Source organism: Gordonia sp. WA4-43, assembly GCF_020520305.1.
In the GTDB taxonomy this organism is placed as follows: domain Bacteria; phylum Actinomycetota; class Actinomycetes; order Mycobacteriales; family Mycobacteriaceae; genus Gordonia; species Gordonia hongkongensis.
Genome location: NZ_CP084736.1, coordinates 393,667 through 409,072 on the forward strand (window position 1 = coordinate 393,667; position 15,406 = coordinate 409,072).

General features: G+C 67.1%; 20 protein-coding genes and 4 tRNA genes. 20 read left to right on the forward strand and 4 right to left on the reverse strand.

Annotation, left to right across the window (positions count from 1 at the left end; translation table 11 throughout):
- Positions 1–66: 66 nt before the first annotated feature.
- From LEL84_RS01850 to LEL84_RS01915, 14 genes are all read left to right on the forward strand, one after another.
- Complete coding sequence (locus LEL84_RS01850; protein WP_226513177.1) at positions 67–414, forward strand: DUF2742 domain-containing protein; 348 nt, start codon at positions 67–69, stop codon at positions 412–414.
- The gene (locus LEL84_RS01855) at positions 411–1,784 is read left to right on the forward strand and encodes a helix-turn-helix domain-containing protein (protein WP_226513178.1); all 1,374 of its coding nucleotides are present in this window, start codon (positions 411–413) and stop codon (positions 1,782–1,784) included. Before LEL84_RS01850 ends, LEL84_RS01855 begins: the two co-directional genes overlap by 4 nt.
- Entirely contained in the window at positions 1,781–1,945 is a 165-nt protein-coding gene (locus LEL84_RS01860; RefSeq protein WP_226513179.1) for a hypothetical protein, read from the forward strand. Before LEL84_RS01855 ends, LEL84_RS01860 begins: the two co-directional genes overlap by 4 nt.
- Complete coding sequence (locus tag LEL84_RS01865) at positions 1,942–2,106, forward strand: hypothetical protein (RefSeq protein ID WP_226513180.1); 165 nt, start codon at positions 1,942–1,944, stop codon at positions 2,104–2,106. Before LEL84_RS01860 ends, LEL84_RS01865 begins: the two co-directional genes overlap by 4 nt.
- Positions 2,099–2,389: a hypothetical protein gene (locus LEL84_RS01870; protein WP_226513181.1), complete on the forward strand. Its 291-nt coding sequence runs from the start codon at positions 2,099–2,101 to the stop codon at positions 2,387–2,389. Before LEL84_RS01865 ends, LEL84_RS01870 begins: the two co-directional genes overlap by 8 nt.
- Positions 2,386–2,811, forward strand: coding sequence for a hypothetical protein (locus tag LEL84_RS01875; protein WP_226513182.1), 426 nt, complete (start codon positions 2,386–2,388; stop codon positions 2,809–2,811). The genes LEL84_RS01870 and LEL84_RS01875 overlap by 4 nt, the downstream gene beginning before the upstream one ends.
- The gene (locus LEL84_RS01880) at positions 2,808–4,277 is read left to right on the forward strand and encodes a terminase large subunit domain-containing protein (RefSeq protein WP_226513183.1); all 1,470 of its coding nucleotides are present in this window, start codon (positions 2,808–2,810) and stop codon (positions 4,275–4,277) included. Before LEL84_RS01875 ends, LEL84_RS01880 begins: the two co-directional genes overlap by 4 nt.
- Entirely contained in the window at positions 4,274–5,623 is a 1,350-nt protein-coding gene (locus LEL84_RS01885; protein WP_226513184.1) for a phage portal protein, read from the forward strand. The genes LEL84_RS01880 and LEL84_RS01885 overlap by 4 nt, the downstream gene beginning before the upstream one ends.
- Positions 5,620–6,282, forward strand: coding sequence for a hypothetical protein (locus LEL84_RS01890; protein ID WP_226513185.1), 663 nt, complete (start codon positions 5,620–5,622; stop codon positions 6,280–6,282). The genes LEL84_RS01885 and LEL84_RS01890 overlap by 4 nt, the downstream gene beginning before the upstream one ends.
- The gene (locus LEL84_RS01895; protein WP_226513186.1) at positions 6,209–6,607 is read left to right on the forward strand and encodes a hypothetical protein; all 399 of its coding nucleotides are present in this window, start codon (positions 6,209–6,211) and stop codon (positions 6,605–6,607) included. The genes LEL84_RS01890 and LEL84_RS01895 overlap by 74 nt, the downstream gene beginning before the upstream one ends.
- Positions 6,608–6,623: 16 nt before the next feature.
- A complete protein-coding gene (locus tag LEL84_RS01900; protein WP_226513187.1) occupies positions 6,624–6,797 on the forward strand; it encodes a hypothetical protein in 174 nt (57 codons plus the stop codon).
- Positions 6,798–6,914: 117 nt separating this feature from the next.
- Positions 6,915–7,751 (forward strand): phage major capsid protein, encoded by an 837-nt coding sequence (locus tag LEL84_RS01905; protein WP_226513188.1) that lies wholly within the window; start codon positions 6,915–6,917, stop codon positions 7,749–7,751.
- A complete protein-coding gene (locus tag LEL84_RS01910; RefSeq protein WP_226513189.1) occupies positions 7,748–8,062 on the forward strand; it encodes a hypothetical protein in 315 nt (104 codons plus the stop codon). The genes LEL84_RS01905 and LEL84_RS01910 overlap by 4 nt, the downstream gene beginning before the upstream one ends.
- Positions 8,059–8,367 carry a hypothetical protein gene (locus tag LEL84_RS01915; RefSeq protein ID WP_226513190.1) on the forward strand — a complete coding sequence of 103 codons (309 nt, stop codon included), beginning with the start codon at positions 8,059–8,061 and terminating at the stop codon, positions 8,365–8,367. Before LEL84_RS01910 ends, LEL84_RS01915 begins: the two co-directional genes overlap by 4 nt.
- Before the next feature lie 425 nt (positions 8,368–8,792).
- Here the strand turns inward: LEL84_RS01915 and LEL84_RS01920 are convergent.
- The 3 genes from LEL84_RS01920 to LEL84_RS01930 all read right to left on the reverse strand — a co-directional run bounded on the left by LEL84_RS01920 (position 8,793) and on the right by LEL84_RS01930 (position 9,057).
- Positions 8,793–8,867 (reverse strand) — tRNA-Val (locus LEL84_RS01920).
- Between the two features lie 21 nt (positions 8,868–8,888).
- A tRNA-Cys gene (locus LEL84_RS01925) sits at positions 8,889–8,962 on the reverse strand.
- A 22-nt stretch (positions 8,963–8,984) separates the two neighbouring features.
- Positions 8,985–9,057 (reverse strand) — tRNA-Gly (locus LEL84_RS01930).
- Positions 9,058–9,310: 253 nt separating this feature from the next.
- On the opposite strand from LEL84_RS01930, the gene LEL84_RS01935 reads away from it, so the two are divergent.
- Both LEL84_RS01935 and LEL84_RS01940 read left to right on the forward strand, forming a co-directional pair.
- A tRNA-Val gene (locus tag LEL84_RS01935) sits at positions 9,311–9,382 on the forward strand.
- Between the two features lie 204 nt (positions 9,383–9,586).
- Entirely contained in the window at positions 9,587–9,916 is a 330-nt protein-coding gene (locus LEL84_RS01940) for a hypothetical protein (protein ID WP_226513191.1), read from the forward strand.
- A gap of 43 nt (positions 9,917–9,959) precedes the next feature.
- On the opposite strand, the gene LEL84_RS01945 is transcribed toward LEL84_RS01940, so the two are convergent.
- On the reverse strand, positions 9,960–10,499 hold the full coding sequence (locus LEL84_RS01945) for a hypothetical protein (protein ID WP_226513192.1): 540 nt from the start codon (positions 10,497–10,499) through the stop codon (positions 9,960–9,962).
- A gap of 148 nt (positions 10,500–10,647) precedes the next feature.
- Here LEL84_RS01945 and LEL84_RS01950 point away from each other — a divergent pair, with 148 nt between their 5' ends.
- From LEL84_RS01950 to LEL84_RS01965, 4 genes are all read left to right on the forward strand, one after another.
- Positions 10,648–12,045: a glycosyltransferase 87 family protein gene (locus LEL84_RS01950; RefSeq protein ID WP_226513193.1), complete on the forward strand. Its 1,398-nt coding sequence runs from the start codon at positions 10,648–10,650 to the stop codon at positions 12,043–12,045.
- Between the two features lie 77 nt (positions 12,046–12,122).
- Positions 12,123–12,623: a TIGR02611 family protein gene (locus LEL84_RS01955; RefSeq protein ID WP_083207463.1), complete on the forward strand. Its 501-nt coding sequence runs from the start codon at positions 12,123–12,125 to the stop codon at positions 12,621–12,623.
- 120 nt (positions 12,624–12,743) lie between these two features.
- Positions 12,744–14,840, forward strand: a complete 2,097-nt coding sequence (gene thrS / locus LEL84_RS01960) for a threonine--tRNA ligase (protein WP_226513194.1) — start codon at positions 12,744–12,746, stop codon at positions 14,838–14,840.
- On the forward strand, positions 14,833–15,396 hold the full coding sequence (locus tag LEL84_RS01965) for an HIT family protein (RefSeq protein WP_058250257.1): 564 nt from the start codon (positions 14,833–14,835) through the stop codon (positions 15,394–15,396). The genes thrS and LEL84_RS01965 overlap by 8 nt, the downstream gene beginning before the upstream one ends.
- The last annotated feature ends 10 nt before the right edge of the window (positions 15,397–15,406 follow it).

A 15,406-nucleotide genomic window follows, 5' to 3' on the forward strand; every position in this document is an offset into this window, starting at 1 on the left:
CCCGCGCCAATCGAGGACCTCTCCGAGTCAGTCGCCACCAAGCAAGCCGACACCGCACAGTCTAGCGTGTGGCCGTCGTTCGGTCTGCCCAACGCTCCGCTCGTAAAGGCATGGGCCGCCGACTTTTACGACCTCCCCTACGTGCCCGCCGCGGGCTCGACAGAATGGGCCGCGCTCGACGACTACGACCCGGCGAAGCTCGCGGCCGTGGTCCGCGCCGGCGTCGCATGGGTCACCGAGACGGCGCAGCTCCCGCAACGCCTGGCCGAGCAGCTCGACGCCGAGAACCGTGATCTGGCCGCACGCTACAAGGCCGCAGCCATCGACGTTTTCGTGGGCACCGACTGGGGCCAGGTGACCGAACACAACAGGTGGTTGGCGGCTAATCCGTGGGCTAGGCGGGTGATCGCATGACGATCGAGATCCCCAACTACTACGGAACGACCGAAGACGACGAAGACGGGCTGCCACTCGAAGTCGCGACCCTTGACGACGTCCATAGCGCCTTCACCGAGTGGCTCGGCGACGACTACGACCTTGACGCCCTCGACGCAGTCCTGGCCGCCGCCGCGGTCGAGCGTCTCGACGGTGATCCGTTGTGGCTGCTGCTCATCTCTGGTTCGGGCAACGCCAAGACCGAGACCGCCCAGGCGCTGGCCGGCGCGGGTGCCACCGTCACCTCGACAGTGTCTTCGCCAGGTGCCCTGCTGTCTGCCACCGCAGCCAAGGACAAGGCCAAGGACGCCACCGGCGGACTCCTGCGCAAGCTCGGGCCGCGCGGGGTGCTCGTCATCAAGGATGTCACCAGCGTCCTGTCGATGAACAAGGACGCTCGCGCCGAAGTGCTCGCCGCGCTGCGGGAGGTCTATGACGGGCACTGGTCGCGCAACGTCGGAACCGACGGCGGCCGCACCCTCGACTGGCATGGCCGGATCACCGTCGTCGGAGCGGTGACGACAGCGTGGGACAAGGCCCACTCCGCCATCGCCTCGATGGGCGATCGATTCGTCCTCGTGCGCATGGATTCCCGAACAGGTCGACAGAAGGCCGGCCGACGGGCCATAGGTAATACAGGTCACGAGGCGGCCATGCGTGAAGAGCTCGCGTCGGCCGTCGGCGCCTTGCTCCGCCGCGAGCTCGTGCGCGACGTCGCCCTGACTGACGACGAGACCGAGCGTGTTCTCTCAGCCGCAGACCTCGTGACGTTGGCCCGTACCGGCGTCGAGTTCGACTACCGCGGCGACGTCATCGACGCCCATGCCCCTGAGATGCCAACCCGATTCGCCAAACAGTTGGCGCAGATTGTCCGTGGCGGTGTGGCACTAGGCATGGACCGAGGCCACGCACTGCGCCTGGCGATTCGGTGCGCCCGCGACTCAATGCCGCCGCTGCGGTTGGCGATCGTCGATGACATCGCCTCGCACCCGGGGTCGAGCACAACGGAGGTGCGGAAGCGGATCGACAAACCGCGCAACACCGTTGATCGACAGCTACAGGCGTTGCACATGCTCGGCGTCCTCACCTGTGACGAAGAAGCGCAGGGAGATCAGCGCACGCTCTGGCGCTACTACCTCGCCGAGGACATCGACCCGACAGCGCTAGTTGTCCCAGAAAAGTCAGTACAGGCACATAGGACAACTGAAAGAGAGAGGGAAGGACAGGGGTCGCCTATACGCCCCGCTCTACATATCTGGAACAACTCGGAGGGTTGCTCCGCCTGTGGCCTCTCGATGACCTACCCGCCTGACGTCGCGGCAGGTCACCACGCGGGGTGTGCATCGTGATCGAGACCCGCGCCCTGCCCTACGGGCTGACCGCCCTCATCTATCTGCGCGACGAGCGTGCCGACCTCGCGCCCGAGACCCGCGAGCGCCTGGACCACATCACCGAGTCGGAGTCCGAGGCCGCGTACCTCGCGCGGTGTCAGCGGGAGTCACAGCCATGACCGAACCCAAACCGCCTACCCATCCCAGGACGCTGGCCAACCGCCTCGAACTGCTCGAGAAGCACGCCCGCAAAGGCCGGCTCTCCGAGCGTCAGCGCATCTACCTCGACGCCCTGCTGACCCACTACTACGAGACCACCAGGAGTTGGACCGATGAGTAAGCCCACCGCCGATGAGCAAGTGACCGAAGGCATGAACGCCTACTACTACCTCTGTGCCCTTCGAGCCGAAGGCAAGAGCGACCTCGTGCGCAACTACCTCGGATCGTTGAGTATCGAAGAGCAGACGGCAATGTGGCTCGGTGGTGTCTCGGTCACCATCGGACTCGCTGTCTTGCACGCACCGACTGCTGGCGTCGCCTCCGAAGACATCCCCAAGTGGTTCCGCATGATGGCCGAACCCGACCTCGACCGGGACAACCTCGACGACGAGGACGACCAGTGAGGCGCCCTTGCATCGAGTGCGGTGAGCCCGCAGACGCCACGCGCTGCGACGACTGCGCACCCGCGCACCGCAGCGTCACCCGCACCGACCTGCCCACGACGAGCGCCCGTAGCCGCGGCTACGGCACCGCCTGGGACAAGCTCAGCCGCCAGGCCCGACGGATGCAGCCGTGGTGCTCCGACTGTGGCACCCGCGACGACCTCACCGCCGACCACTCCGAGGAAGCCTGGCGCCGCCACGACGCCGGCAAGCCGATCAGGCTGCAAGACATCGACGTCCTGTGCCGCCGCTGCAACGCCCGCAAGGGCCGCGCCCGGCCTGGGGGGCAGCCCCCGCGAGGGGGGACGGGACTCGGCGGGGGGGAGCCGCGAAGGCCCTTACACACCCCCGGGGGGTACCCGGCGGGCGGTGGTGCCGCGTGAAGGCCGGACCGAAGGCCGCTGTAGACGCGACTCCGCTGCCGTGGTCGCCGAGGGTCACTGGGTCGGCACGGTTCGTCAAGTTCTGCGAGCGCTTCATCAAGGTGCCGAAGGGCACCAACGCGCTCAAGGCGTTGCGGCCGCGGGACTGGCAACGCGAGCTGATCGGGTCTGTGGAGGACGCCGAGCAGACGCCCCGCACCGCGGGATGGATGCTGCCCCGCGGCCAGGGCAAGAGCACCCTGTTGGCCGCGTACGGGATCTATCGGTTCTTCACCGACGGTGAGGGTGCCGTGGTGGTCGTCGTCGCCGTAGACGAGCGTCAGGCCGGCATCGTGTTCGGCATCGCCCGACGCATGGTGGAACTCGACGACGACCTCGCGGGCCGGGTGCAGGTGTTCAAGGAGCGGCTGTACAACCCGACCACCGACTCCTACTTCCACTGCCTGCCTGCCGAGCCGAAACGCCTGGAAGGTTTGGACTACACGCTGGCGATCCTCGACGAGGCCGGCGTCGCGAACCGGGACAGCTACGAGGTGCTGACACTGGCGCAGGGCAAGCGGGAACGTTCCACGCTGGTCTGTATCGGCACGCCCGGTCCTGACCCCAACGACCAGGTGTTGGTCGATCTGCGCAACTACGCCGACGAGCACCCCGACGACAAGAGCCTGGTATGGCGGGAGCACTCGGCCGCAGGCTTCGAGGATCACCCCGTCGACTGCGAGCACTGCTGGGAGCTGGCCAACCCGGCGCTCGACGACTTCCTGCACCGCGACGCGCTGACCGCGCTACTGCCGCCCAAGACCCGCGAGGCGACGTTCCGCCGAGCGCGCCTGTGTCAGTTCGCCTCCGACACCGACGGCGCGTTCCTGCCCGCTGGCGTGTGGGCAGACCTCTCGACCGGGCATCCGGTACCCAAGGGTGCGCGGGTAGTGCTCGCGCTCGACGGGTCGTTCTCCGACGACACCACCGCACTGTTGGTGGCCACGGTCTCGACCGAGCCGCACATGGACAAGGTGAAGGTGTGGCAGCGGCCCGACCGCGATGACACCACCTGGCGGGTACCCATCGCCGAGGTCGAAGACGAGATACGCAAGGCGTGTCGGTACTGGCAGGTCGTGGAGATCATCGCCGACCCGTTCCGCTGGACCCGCACCCTGCAAGCCCTCGAGGCTGAGCGGCTGCCGGTGGTCGAGTTCCCGCACTCGCCGGCGCGCCTGACGGCGGCGACCGGTGACCTCTACAACGCCTGCCTCAACAAGCGTCTGAGCCACTCCGGCGACCGCACCCTCGCCGAGCACATCGGCGCCGCGGTCATCACCGAGGACGCCCGCGGCATCCGCCTGAGCAAGGCCAGCCGATCGGCGAAGGCCCGAAAGATCGACCTGGCCGCGTGCGCGGTCATGGCGCACTCGCGTGCCACCTGGCGCGCCTCCAAGAAGAAGAAACGAGCAAGGAGCTTCACGTGACCAACGCCCTACACACCGATCTACTGCAACGCATCGACCATCCGGCCGCCCGCTACGCGGTCCTCGACCGCTACTACGTCGGCGAACAACCGCTGGCATTCCTCGCCCCCGAGGCGCGTAAAGCGTTGGGGGACAGGTTCGGTCGCATCGCATCGAACCTCTGCCGCCTCTCGGTGACCTCGATCGCCGAACGGTTGCGGGTCACCGGATTCACCGGCGCTGACGTCTGGGGAGACTGGCTGCGCAACGACCTCGACCAGCTCGCCCCGGTCGCCCACCGCGAAGCGCTGCTGCTCGGCGCCAACTACGTCGTGGTGTGGGCCGACGCTCAGGGGCGCCCGCAGGTGTCCATCGAGTCGGCGCATCAGATGTCGGTCAAGGTCGACCCCGGCACCCGTCAGATTGTCGCCGCCTGCAAACGCTGGACGACCGACACCACCACCGAGGCAACCATCTTCGAGGCCGACACCATCACCCGGCTGAGGGCCAACAACGTCGGCGCGACGACCGCAGGATTCGAGACGGTCGAGGTGCTTGACAACCCGCTCGGCGTGGTGCCGGTGGTCCGGCTGGCCAACACCGACCGCATCCTCGGCGACCCGGTCTCCGAGATCACCGACCTGATCCCGCTCGTCGACGCCCTCAACAAGACGCTGGCCGACATGCTCGTCGGCTCGGAGTACTACGCACGACCGCGCCGCTGGGCCTCCGGCGTCGAGCTCGTCGAGGAACCCGTACTCGACGACGACGGCAACCCGGTGCTCGACGACGACGGCGACCCGGTCGTCGAAGAGACCAATCCCTACCCCGAGAACAACCGCATGATGATCGCTGAGGAGGTGCAAGCCAAGTTCGGTCAGCTCGAGGCCGCCAGCATCGCCGCCTACGAATCGAGCGTCAAGGTGCTGCTCGAGCAGATCATGGCCGTCAGCGCTCTGCCGGCGCACTACGTCGGCATCACCTCGGCCAACCCCGCCAGCGCTGACGCCATGCGCGCCGCCGAAGCCGCGCTGACCGCGCGTGCCGAAGCCAAACAGGCGCTGTTCGGCCGGAGCTGGGAGCAGGTGGCGCGGCTGATTGTCGCGGTGCGCGAGGGCATCAACCCGGCCGAGGTCGAGGCGTCGGTGCAGTGGGCCGACCCCAGCACCCGGTCTATCGCCCAAGAGGCCGACGCCGTCGTCAAGCTGCATCAGGCCGGTCTACTGCCGGCGACCTACGCCCTCAAGCGACTCGGCTACAGCGACACCGACGTCGTCGAAATCCGCACCGCCACAAGGCTCGAGGCGATGGACTCCGCGGGAGCTGACGTGACCAGCCTGCTACCCGGCGCCGAGGCCCCGAGGTGAACGCCTACGCCGATCGCGTGGCCACGCTGGCCCAGTCCACCAGCGAGTCGGTACAGGCGCTCTACGACCGGTTCCTGGCCGGTGAGCTGACCGTCGAACTGTTCGTCGAGCTGGCCACCACCGCCCTCACGGTCAACGATCACCGGGCGGCCACCCTGGCCGACGTCGGCGTGGCCGCCATCCTCACCGCACAACTCGGCGCCGTATCCCTACCGGTCGGCGTCCCGGCACCGAATCCGCCGAAATCGCTGCTACACAACCTCATTCGGGAGGCGCTTGACGATCCTGACCCGCGGACCAAGCTCGAGACCGCCGCCCGCGGCCGCACCCTCGAGACCGCGCGCGAGTGCTACGCCTCCGGGCTACACCGCCACGAGGTCAAGTTCTGGAAACGCGTACCGAACTCCGGTGCCTGTCCTGCCTGCCGCAACCTGGCCGGCACCGTCCTACCCATCGAAACGCCCATGTGGCACCACACCGGCTGTTCCTGCACCCAGGCGCCGGCAACACCCACCGAGAAGGAGAACTCCGATGCCCAACGATCCGCAGCAGCCAAACGAGCAGCAGCAACCCGACGAGCCAACCGTGACCGAGACCGAGACGCTCGAGACACCGGCACCCGACGAGCCAGCCGAGAACGAACAGACGCCGGAACCTGAGCCCGACACGTTCCCGCGGGCCTACGTCGAAGACCTCCGCAGAGAGAACGCCGACTACCGCAACCGCGCCAAGGCCGCCGACGACCTCGCCAAGCGTCTGCACACCGAACTCGTCCGAGCCACCGGCAAGCTCGCCGACCCGACCGACATGCCGTTCGACGCCGAGCACCTCGAGGACCCCGACAAGCTGACCGCGTCCATCGATCAGTTGCTTTCGGCCAAACCGCACCTCAAGGCTCGCCGCATTGTCGGTGCGGTAGGGCAGGGTGAGTCCGGCACCACCACCGGTGTCGACCTGCTCGGCATCATGCAAGGCCGAGCCTGACCCACAGGAGGCACACATGGCAGATACCAGCGGACTCGGACAGGCGTACATCGACGCACAGAAGGCGATCCTTGAGGGAATCGTCGAATCAGGCAACCGCGCCGATATCAAACTCGCCCTCGCCCAGGCCTTTCAAGCACTCGCAGCGCACGCGCCACGTGACTCCGACGGTCACGTCATCGCCAACTAATCGACAATCGTTGTCATCTGGCCTGCATCCTGTCATGATGGATGCAGGCCAGATGCCTGTCTAGACGTTGCGAGCCGGGCGCTCGACGTGAATCTCACACTCACGTAGGAGCCCCGCATGGCCACCCAGACCACCGCAACCCTGTCCACGCTGCAACAGACCCAGATCCAGCAGCTACTTGTGCAACCCCTCGAGTCCGAGAGCGTGTTCCTCGCCTCCGGCCCGAAGGTCATCGACACCAACGGCCCGATCCGCATCCCGCGTATCGCCTCCGGCCTGACCGTCGGATTCGTCGCCGAAGGTGCTGCGATCCCCGAAAGCTCGGTCGGCCTCGACGAAGTCTCGATGCTTCCCTCGACGCTCAAGAGCCTCAAGGTCATCAGCCGCGTCACCTCCGAGGTGCTCCGCTCGTCGGCCCAGGCGCTCGACGCAATCCTCAAGCAGCGCCTGGTAACTGACACCGCCAAGGCGCTCGACGTTGCCCTGTTCACCGGCACCGGATCATCGAACACCATCCGCGGTCTGCTCAATCAGAGCGGCGTGGCCACCGGCACCCTCGACGCCGACGAGCCCGACAGCCTGCTCGACGGCATCGGCGTCGCCCGCGCCAACGAGGTCAAGCCCAACCGCTGGTTCCTCAGCCCCGCCGACTACCTGTCCATCCGCAAGGTCAAAGACGCCGACGGCCGCTACATCCTGCAACCCGACCTCACCCAGGCCGGCCAAGAGGTGCTGTTCGGTGTGCCGGTGACCGTCACCGCCCAGGTGCCCACCGGCAAGGCCGTACTCGCCGACATGAACATGGTCGCCATCGCCCGCGACATGAGCCCGTCGGTCACCGTCGACAGCTCCCGCTACTTCGACACCGACGAAGTCGCACTGCGTGTCGTCGCCCGCTACGACCTGGCACTGTTGCAGCCGAAGGCGGTCACCGTCCTGACCGCGGCGCCGTGACCGACAACAACGACGTCCTGGCCCTGCTCGGCCGCTCTGGTGACACTGACCTGGTCACCGTCGCCCAGCAGGCGCAGCAGGTTGTCACCGCTCAGGTCTGGGCCTACACCCGCGGCCGCGGATTCTCCGGTGAACAGCCGGCGCCGGACATCGACACCGTCATCCTCACCTCGACGGCGCGGTTGGTCGCCAACCCCGAGAACCTCCGGTCGGAGAAGATCGGCGACTACGAGGTGCAGCGTCAGGTGGTCGAGGGGTGGACGCTGGCCGAGTTGGCAATCCTCAACCGCTACCGCCGGCGCGCACGATGATCCCGACCCGGCTGCTCCCGCAGCAGCTGACCTACCGCCCGCTGTCCGGCCGGACGAGCTTCGGCCCGGTCTACGGCGACCTCGTCACGGTGCCGGCGCGGGTGCAGTTCGGCGTGAAGACGATACAGACCGCCAACGGCGAAGAGGCCGTCTCGTCGGCGACGATCTTTGTGCAGCCTGGCGCCAACCTGCCCGACGTCGGCGACGTCGTCACGCTGCCTGACGGCAGTGTTCGTCCGGTCATCGCCCGCACCGATCAGGTGGGCGCCCGAACTGTCGAGTTGGTGTCACTCGACGTGTCCTGAGCGGTTCGGTGGGTTACCTACCTCAGGACACAGAACGACCCCGGTCTCCATTAGGCATGGTGGAGAACCCGGGGTCGTTCGCTATCTGACGTGGAAAACTTTGCCACGTCGAAAAGTGCGGAATTTCCGCACGTCGTAAGTGAGGAATTTCCTCACGTCTCAGACCAGGCGCAGGACCGGCGCCGCGGTCGCCTGGTGCAGAGCATTGAAGTTCTCGAGCATCACCGCCAGCGCGGCAAGCTGCTCAGTCGCCATGTCGTCAGCGTGCAGTTGATCGAGCGCGGCGCAGCAGCGGTCTATCCATGCGGTGCGGTCTGGGATCACGGCGTGCCTCTCTATATAGGGGGAGTGGCCAACCGTAATTGCACGTGTGTTGCACGAAAACAGAAAAGCCCCGGCGAACCGGGGCTGACCTGCACTAACAATGGTGCGCGATACAAGGATTGAACTTGTGACCTCTTCCGTGTCAGGGAAGCGCTCTCCCACTGAGCTAATCGCGCGGGTATGGAATTGTCCAGGGGTGGAGGTGGCGACGGGAATCGAACCCGTGTACACGGCTTTGCAGGCCGTTGCCTCACCACTCGGCCACACCACCAGATGCGAGTCGACTCGCGCCGAGCGGATGACGGGATTCGAACCCGCGACCCTCACCTTGGCAAGGTGATGCGCTACCAGCTGCGCTACATCCGCATGCCCACGAGCGATCTTGTGGATCGTGCTGCTCGCGGTGCGAAGAGAAACTTACGCGATGGTTTCCGAACTATCCAAATCGCCTGGTCAGCGACGTGGCCGCGAGTGAATCCCCAGCGTGTGATTCGCTTCCGTGCCGTGGAGGAGGGTTTGTGACGTGGCCCACCGCGGTGATTTGGGACTTCTGCGCAACCCGTGTAATCTTCTGGCTCGTGCGCAGGCGCCCCCGGCACTGACTCAAGGCGCCCGCCACGGTCCCGTGGCTCAGTGGAAGAGCGTCCCGTTCACACCGGGAAGGTCGCTGGTTCGATCCCAGCCGGGACCACCGCAGTCCCTCAAGCTCCGCCGACATCGGCGGGGCTTTTTTGTTCGATCTCACCCGCTCGTCTCGCCGGAACCCGGGTTCGGTCGATCGGATGAACAGTGCCTCGGAACCGCCGATCACCTCGCCTCGCGGCGCTACGATCCGGCGGCAGCGGCAGTTGGGTCATCGGGAGGTCACGGCCGCAGGCACATGCTTGGAGGCACGATGAAGCGACTCATCACCGGAATCCTCGTCACGATGGCTTTGAACGGAGGACTGATAGCGGGTGTCGGCGGGGCGTCGGCGGCACCGTCTTCGGTTCAGCGCGAAGGTGGACCCTGTTATCAGCACGAGTACGGGATGGACTCTGCCGACGGCACGCTGTACTGCTCTGCCGAAAACGCCAGCTGGCGCAGCTACGCGGTAAGCCGTGCGACCAAGGTCCGAATCGGCACACCCTGCCCGAAGCTCGGTGCTCGCGCGATGGTGTACCAAACCGACGGCATCGCCACGTGCCGACAGTCAAACAGCGCCGGTTTGCGATGGCAGTGGTAGGCGCTGCACCAGCGTTTCGTCTGTTCGGCATCCCCGGTCTGCGTCAGTACGGACCGCACCCCTGAACGAACACCGGCCGGTATGGCTGTCCCGCAACCGCATCGACGTCGTCGAGAGCCCGGGCCAGCACGACGACCGCGGCGTCCGCAGACCGCCGCTGCGGCGCGGCGAGGAGCGCGTAACCGTGTCGCATCGTCACCGTGGCGACGATGCGCGCCTGCCAGGCCGGCGCGTCGGCCGGCGGTGACTGGATGCCGTCGAGAACGCGGCAGGTCGACCGCTGGGCGAGCTCCTCACCGTCGTTCCCGGTCGAGAGATCGATGAGTATGTCGACCACTCGCCGCTGGTCGGGTCGTAGCGCAGAGTCGTCGGGGAGTGGCCAGGGGTCGAGCCGCGGGCGCACGACCTCGGACGGGGTCTCGAGTGCGATGTGGATCGGTGGAACCGGACCGTCGGCGGTGCTCGACGAGGTGTCGCGCGTCATCGCGACCGGCTCGATGCCTTCCCCGACGCATGCGACGGTCAGCGTCGATGATGCCGCGATGACCAGTACGACTCCGAGGGTTGCTCGTAGTGATGACATGGTGTCGTCCCCAAGGTGATCTCGTCACCCACCGAGGTCAACGGTAGTCCGGCACGGACTGTCGCGATCCGGCTGTCCACCGAACAACCGACCACGCCCCACGGCGTTGCGCGTGATGCAGCTCACAGACAGGGCGTACGCTCGCCGCGTGGCCGCGAAGACTGCCGTCAATCTGCCGGAGTCGTCTCGTCCTGTGCCCGCACGGATCTCGACGGCGGCGATCGTCGTGGCGGCCGTCGTCGCGGTCGGGGTGGTCGCCTGGCACATCGCGGCGTTCCCGATCACCAACCCGTTCTACGGGCTCTTCGAGAACGCCACTGATGCCCGCGTCTATCGCGCGGGCGCGGCCACCGTGCTCGACGCGGGTCCGCTGTACGACGCACCCGTCCTGTGGCGTCTGCACTTCACCTATCCGCCGTTCGCCGCGGTCGTGTTCGTCCCGCTGGCTCTGCTCACCGAGGCCGTCGCCAACATCGTCTGGTGGACAATCGGTTTCGCCGCGCTCACCGGCGTGATCGGGATGTGCCTTCGGAGCCTGCGCTACCGGCCGGACGGTCGCCTGATCATGTTTGCCGCCTTGCTCGCGATCTCGTCGACCGCCCTCGAACCCATCCGAACCACCATCTGGCTCGGACAGGTCAACCTCCTGGTGATGACCCTGATCCTCGTCGACCTGGTGTTCCTCTCGACGACCTCGCGGTGGCGCGGAGTCGCCATCGGCATCGCGGCCGGGATCAAACTGACACCGCTGTTCGCCGTCGTCTACCTGTTGGTGACCCGCCAGTGGCGCGCGGCAGCCACGGCGCTGGCGACGTTCGCGGCGACCGTGATGATCGGATTCCTCGCCGTCCCCGCCGACTCGTGGACCTACTGGACCCGCCACCTCACGGACACCGAACGCATCGGCCGGGCCGACTCGCCGGCCAATCAGTCGGTGCGCGGATTCGTGTCACAGATGCTGTCCAACTTCGACATCGGGCGGTTCGCCGAGCCCGCACCCGGCGGGCCCGTCTTCGTCGCGCCGACGTGGCTGTGGCTCCCGCTCGCGCTGGTCGTCGCCGCGCTCGGACTGCTCGCCGCGGTGGTTGCCCACCGCGACGGTCGCGACGTCCTCGCGGCCACGATCGTCGGGATGACGATGTGTGCGGTCTCACCCTTCGCGTGGGGACACCACTGGGTCTGGTGCGTGCCGCTGTTCGTCGTCGCGCTGGATCTGGCGATGCGGCAGGGGAGTACGGCTCGCTCGTGGTGGTATTGGCTCGCGCCGGCCGGCGTGGCGGCGCTGACGTTCACCTGGTGGCGGCACTGGTGGGACAGCGGGCCATACCTGACCTCCGACCATGCAATGGCGTTGGGGCTTTTCATGATGCCGCGAGACGGTGACGACTCCGTCGTGGGCGATCTGCTCGTCGTGCTGTACTCGGGCTGCTATCCGCTGCTTCTCGCGGTCACCGTGTCCGCGACTCTGATCGACGGCGCGCGGCGGAGGCGACGGCGCCGCTCGACCACCCTGCCGACGCCGGAGGCCCACACCTGCATCGCGTAGCCTGGACGTCACTTTCCAGGCTGAGACGGACACCGGGCCGAAGTGCGCAGCGGGCCGAATGAACGAGGTGGGAGACGATGCCGACACCGGGGGCGAGCGAGTCCGGAGTGAACGAGACGTCCACACCGAGCGGCGCGCGGACGTCGGCCGACGCGGACCGCGGGTCTCTCCGGCATCGCCTGCGCATCCGCGCACGCCATCGTCGCTACGTCGTGCGAAGCAACCCGAAGTGGCACGGCATGTACCGCATCGCGGTCGGGACCATCGGCACGATCGTCCTGCTGTGCGGAATCGTCGCGATCCCGTACCCGGGCCCGGGCTGGCTCATCGTGTTCCTCGGACTGGGCATCCTGGCGTCCGAGTTCGACTGGGCGCACCGGTTGCTGAAGTTCGCGCGGGCGAAATACGACGCCTGGATGGACTGGATCGGTCGGCAACACTGGTCGGTACAGGCCGTCTTCTGGCTCGCAACCTGTGCCATCGTCATCGCCACCCTGTGGGTTCTCGGCGCGCTCAACACCGTCGCCGGGTGGGTCGGCCTCGACTACGGCTGGCTGGCGAGTCCGATCTTCGGCTGATCTCCGACGCCGCAAGGTAGGGGTGCACTCCACGACGACCCGTCGCGGATACCATCAGAGTCGCAAACGTCCGACCCGGACGCGTCTTCGCGTGTCCGCCCCAACCCGAGGAGCGCCCCCGTGCCCGACGACGTCCAGGTGACCAGCCCCGCCACGATCCGTGTGCCGGCTGGGACGACCGCGGGCACCGCACTGCGCGAGGCCGAGCTGCCCAACAAGGGCCCGGAGGCCATCGTCGTCGTCCGTGACGCGGGCGGGGACCTCCGCGACCTGTCGTGGGCACCCGACGCCGACACCGATGTCGAACCGGTCGCCGCGAACACCGAGGCCGGCCGCAGCGTGATCCGGCACTCCACCGCACACGTTCTCGCGCAGGCGGTCCAGGAGCTGTTCCCCGAGGCCAAGCTCGGGATCGGCCCGCCGATCAAGGACGGCTTCTACTACGACTTCGACGTCGCCGAACCCTTCACCCCCGAGGACATCACCGCCCTCGAGAAGAAGATGAAGCAGATCATCAAGTCGGGTCAGCGGTTCTCGCGGCGGGTGTACGAGTCGAAGGACGAGGCCCGCGCCGAACTGGCCGGCGAGCCGTTCAAACTCGAACTCATCGACGACAAGGGCGCGGCCGACGACGCCGAGGTGATGGAGGTCGGCGGCGGGGAACTGTCGGTCTACGACAACCTCAATCCGCGCACCGGAGAACGCATCTGGTGCGACCTGTGCCGCGGACCGCACGTCCCGACCACCAAGTACATCGCGGCCTTCAAGCTGACCCGCAGCTCGGCGGCGTACTGGCGCGGCGATCAGGCCAACGCCGGTCTGCAGCGCGTCTACGGCACCGCGTGGGAATCGTCGGAGGCGCTGGACGCACACCTGGAGATGCTCGCGGAGGCCGAGAAGCGCGATCACCGCAAGCTCGGCGCCGAACTCGACCTGTTCAGCTTCCCCGACGAGCTCGGCTCGGGACTCCCGGTCTTCCACCCGAAGGGCGGCATCATCAAGCGCGAGATGGAGGACTACGTCCGCGCGAAGCACATCGAGAACGGCTTCCAGTACGTCGGCACCCCGCACATCTCGAAGGAACATCTGTTCCACCTGTCGGGCCATCTGCCGTACTACGCCGACGGCATGTTCCCGCCGATCCACGTCGACGAGGAACGCAACGAGGCAGGGGAGATCACCCGCCAGGGGCAGGACTACTACCTCAAGGCAATGAACTGCCCGATGCACAATCTGATCTTCCGGTCGCGCGGACGGTCGTACCGTGAACTGCCGCTGCGGCTCTTCGAGTTCGGTCACGTCTACCGCTACGAGAAGTCGGGCGTCGTGCACGGTCTGACCCGCGTCCGCGGGTTCGCCCAGGACGATTCGCACAGCTATGTGACGCCGGAACAGGCCAAGGACGAGATCAAGCATCTGCTCGACTTCATCCTCGGGTTGCTGCGCGACTTCGGCCTCGACGAGTTCTACCTCGAGCTGTCCACCCGTGACGACTCGCCGAAGTTCATCGGTTCCGCGGAGCAGTGGGCCGCCGCGACCGCCATCCTCGAAGAGGTGTGCGTCGAATCAGGTCTCGACCTCGTGCCCGACCCGGGTGGTGCCGCCTACTACGGACCGAAGGTCTCGGTTCAGGCGAAGGACGCGATCGGGCGTACCTGGCAGATGTCGACCATCCAGTACGACTTCAACCAGCCGGCCGCATTCGACCTCGAGTACACCGCCGCCGACGGCACCAAGCAGCAGCCGGTGATGATCCACTCGGCGAAGTTCGGCTCCATCGAGCGGTTCTTCGGCGTGCTCACCGAGCACTACGCGGGCGCGTTCCCGGCGTGGCTCGCACCGGTCCAGGTGGTCGGCATCCCGGTCGCGGAGGCGTTCGAGGGACATCTGTACGACGTGGTAGCCGACCTTCTCGCCGCCGGTGTCCGCGCCGAGGTCGACGCCTCCGACGACCGCATGCAGAAGAAGATCCGCAACCACACCACCGGCAAGGTGCCGTTCATGCTGCTCGCCGGCGAACGCGACGTCGAGGCCGGGGCGGTGAGCTTCCGGTTCCGCGACGGCACGCAGGTCAACGGCGTGCCGGTCGCCGATGCGGTGTCGGTGATCGTCGAGTGGGTCCGGAGCAGGCGCAACGAGTCGCCCACCAAGGAGTTGGTCGAGGCCGCGCTCGGCGAGGTGGAGACGGTCGTGGTGGCGGGAGCGCTCGATGAGTGACGCCGCGTTCGGTGAGGCGCCCGGCGAGATCCGCGACGAGGGTGTCGGTGTGGCGGATCGCCTGCAACGGCTGTGGAGTCCCCACCGGATGACCTACATCGCCGACCCGCAACCGGCCGAGAAGACGGGGCACCCGTTCCTCGACATCCCGACCATGAGCGATGAGGACGGTCTCATCGTGGCGCGTGGTGACACCGTCTACGCGGTGTTGAACCTGTACCCCTACAACCCGGGGCACACCATGGTGGTGCCGTACCGGCAGGTCGCCGACCTCGAGGATCTGACCGCCGCGGAGTCCGCGGAACTGATGGCGTTCACGCAGCGGATGATCCGCACGATCAAGGCGGTGTCGAACCCCAACGCGTTCAACGTGGGTCTGAATCTCGGCTACGCGGCGGGCGGTTCGTTGTCCGAGCACCTCCACCAGCACATCGTGCCGCGATGGATGGGCGACGCGAACTTCATCACCATCGTCGGCGAGACGAAGGTCATGCCGCAGTTGCTCCGGGACACCCGCGGACTGCTGGCCACCGCCTGGCAACGGCTGGACGACTGACCCCGCTGTG

Excerpts from the sequence above, each read along its gene's own strand:
- LEL84_RS01855 (WP_226513178.1), top strand. The coding sequence starts at position 411 with ATGACGATCGAGATCCCCAACTACTACGGAACGACCGAAGACGACGAA.
- LEL84_RS01865 (WP_226513180.1), top strand. The coding sequence starts at position 1,942 with ATGACCGAACCCAAACCGCCTACCCATCCCAGGACGCTGGCCAACCGC.
- LEL84_RS01870 (WP_226513181.1), top strand. The coding sequence starts at position 2,099 with ATGAGTAAGCCCACCGCCGATGAGCAAGTGACCGAAGGCATGAACGCC.
- LEL84_RS01900 (WP_226513187.1), top strand. The coding sequence starts at position 6,624 with ATGGCAGATACCAGCGGACTCGGACAGGCGTACATCGACGCACAGAAG.
- LEL84_RS01905 (WP_226513188.1), top strand. The coding sequence starts at position 6,915 with ATGGCCACCCAGACCACCGCAACCCTGTCCACGCTGCAACAGACCCAG.
- LEL84_RS01915 (WP_226513190.1), top strand. The coding sequence starts at position 8,059 with ATGATCCCGACCCGGCTGCTCCCGCAGCAGCTGACCTACCGCCCGCTG.
- LEL84_RS01940 (WP_226513191.1), top strand. The coding sequence starts at position 9,587 with ATGAAGCGACTCATCACCGGAATCCTCGTCACGATGGCTTTGAACGGA.
- LEL84_RS01945 (WP_226513192.1), bottom strand. The coding sequence starts at position 10,499 with ATGTCATCACTACGAGCAACCCTCGGAGTCGTACTGGTCATCGCGGCA.
- LEL84_RS01955 (WP_083207463.1), top strand. The coding sequence starts at position 12,123 with ATGCCGACACCGGGGGCGAGCGAGTCCGGAGTGAACGAGACGTCCACA.
- LEL84_RS01965 (WP_058250257.1), top strand. The coding sequence starts at position 14,833 with ATGAGTGACGCCGCGTTCGGTGAGGCGCCCGGCGAGATCCGCGACGAG.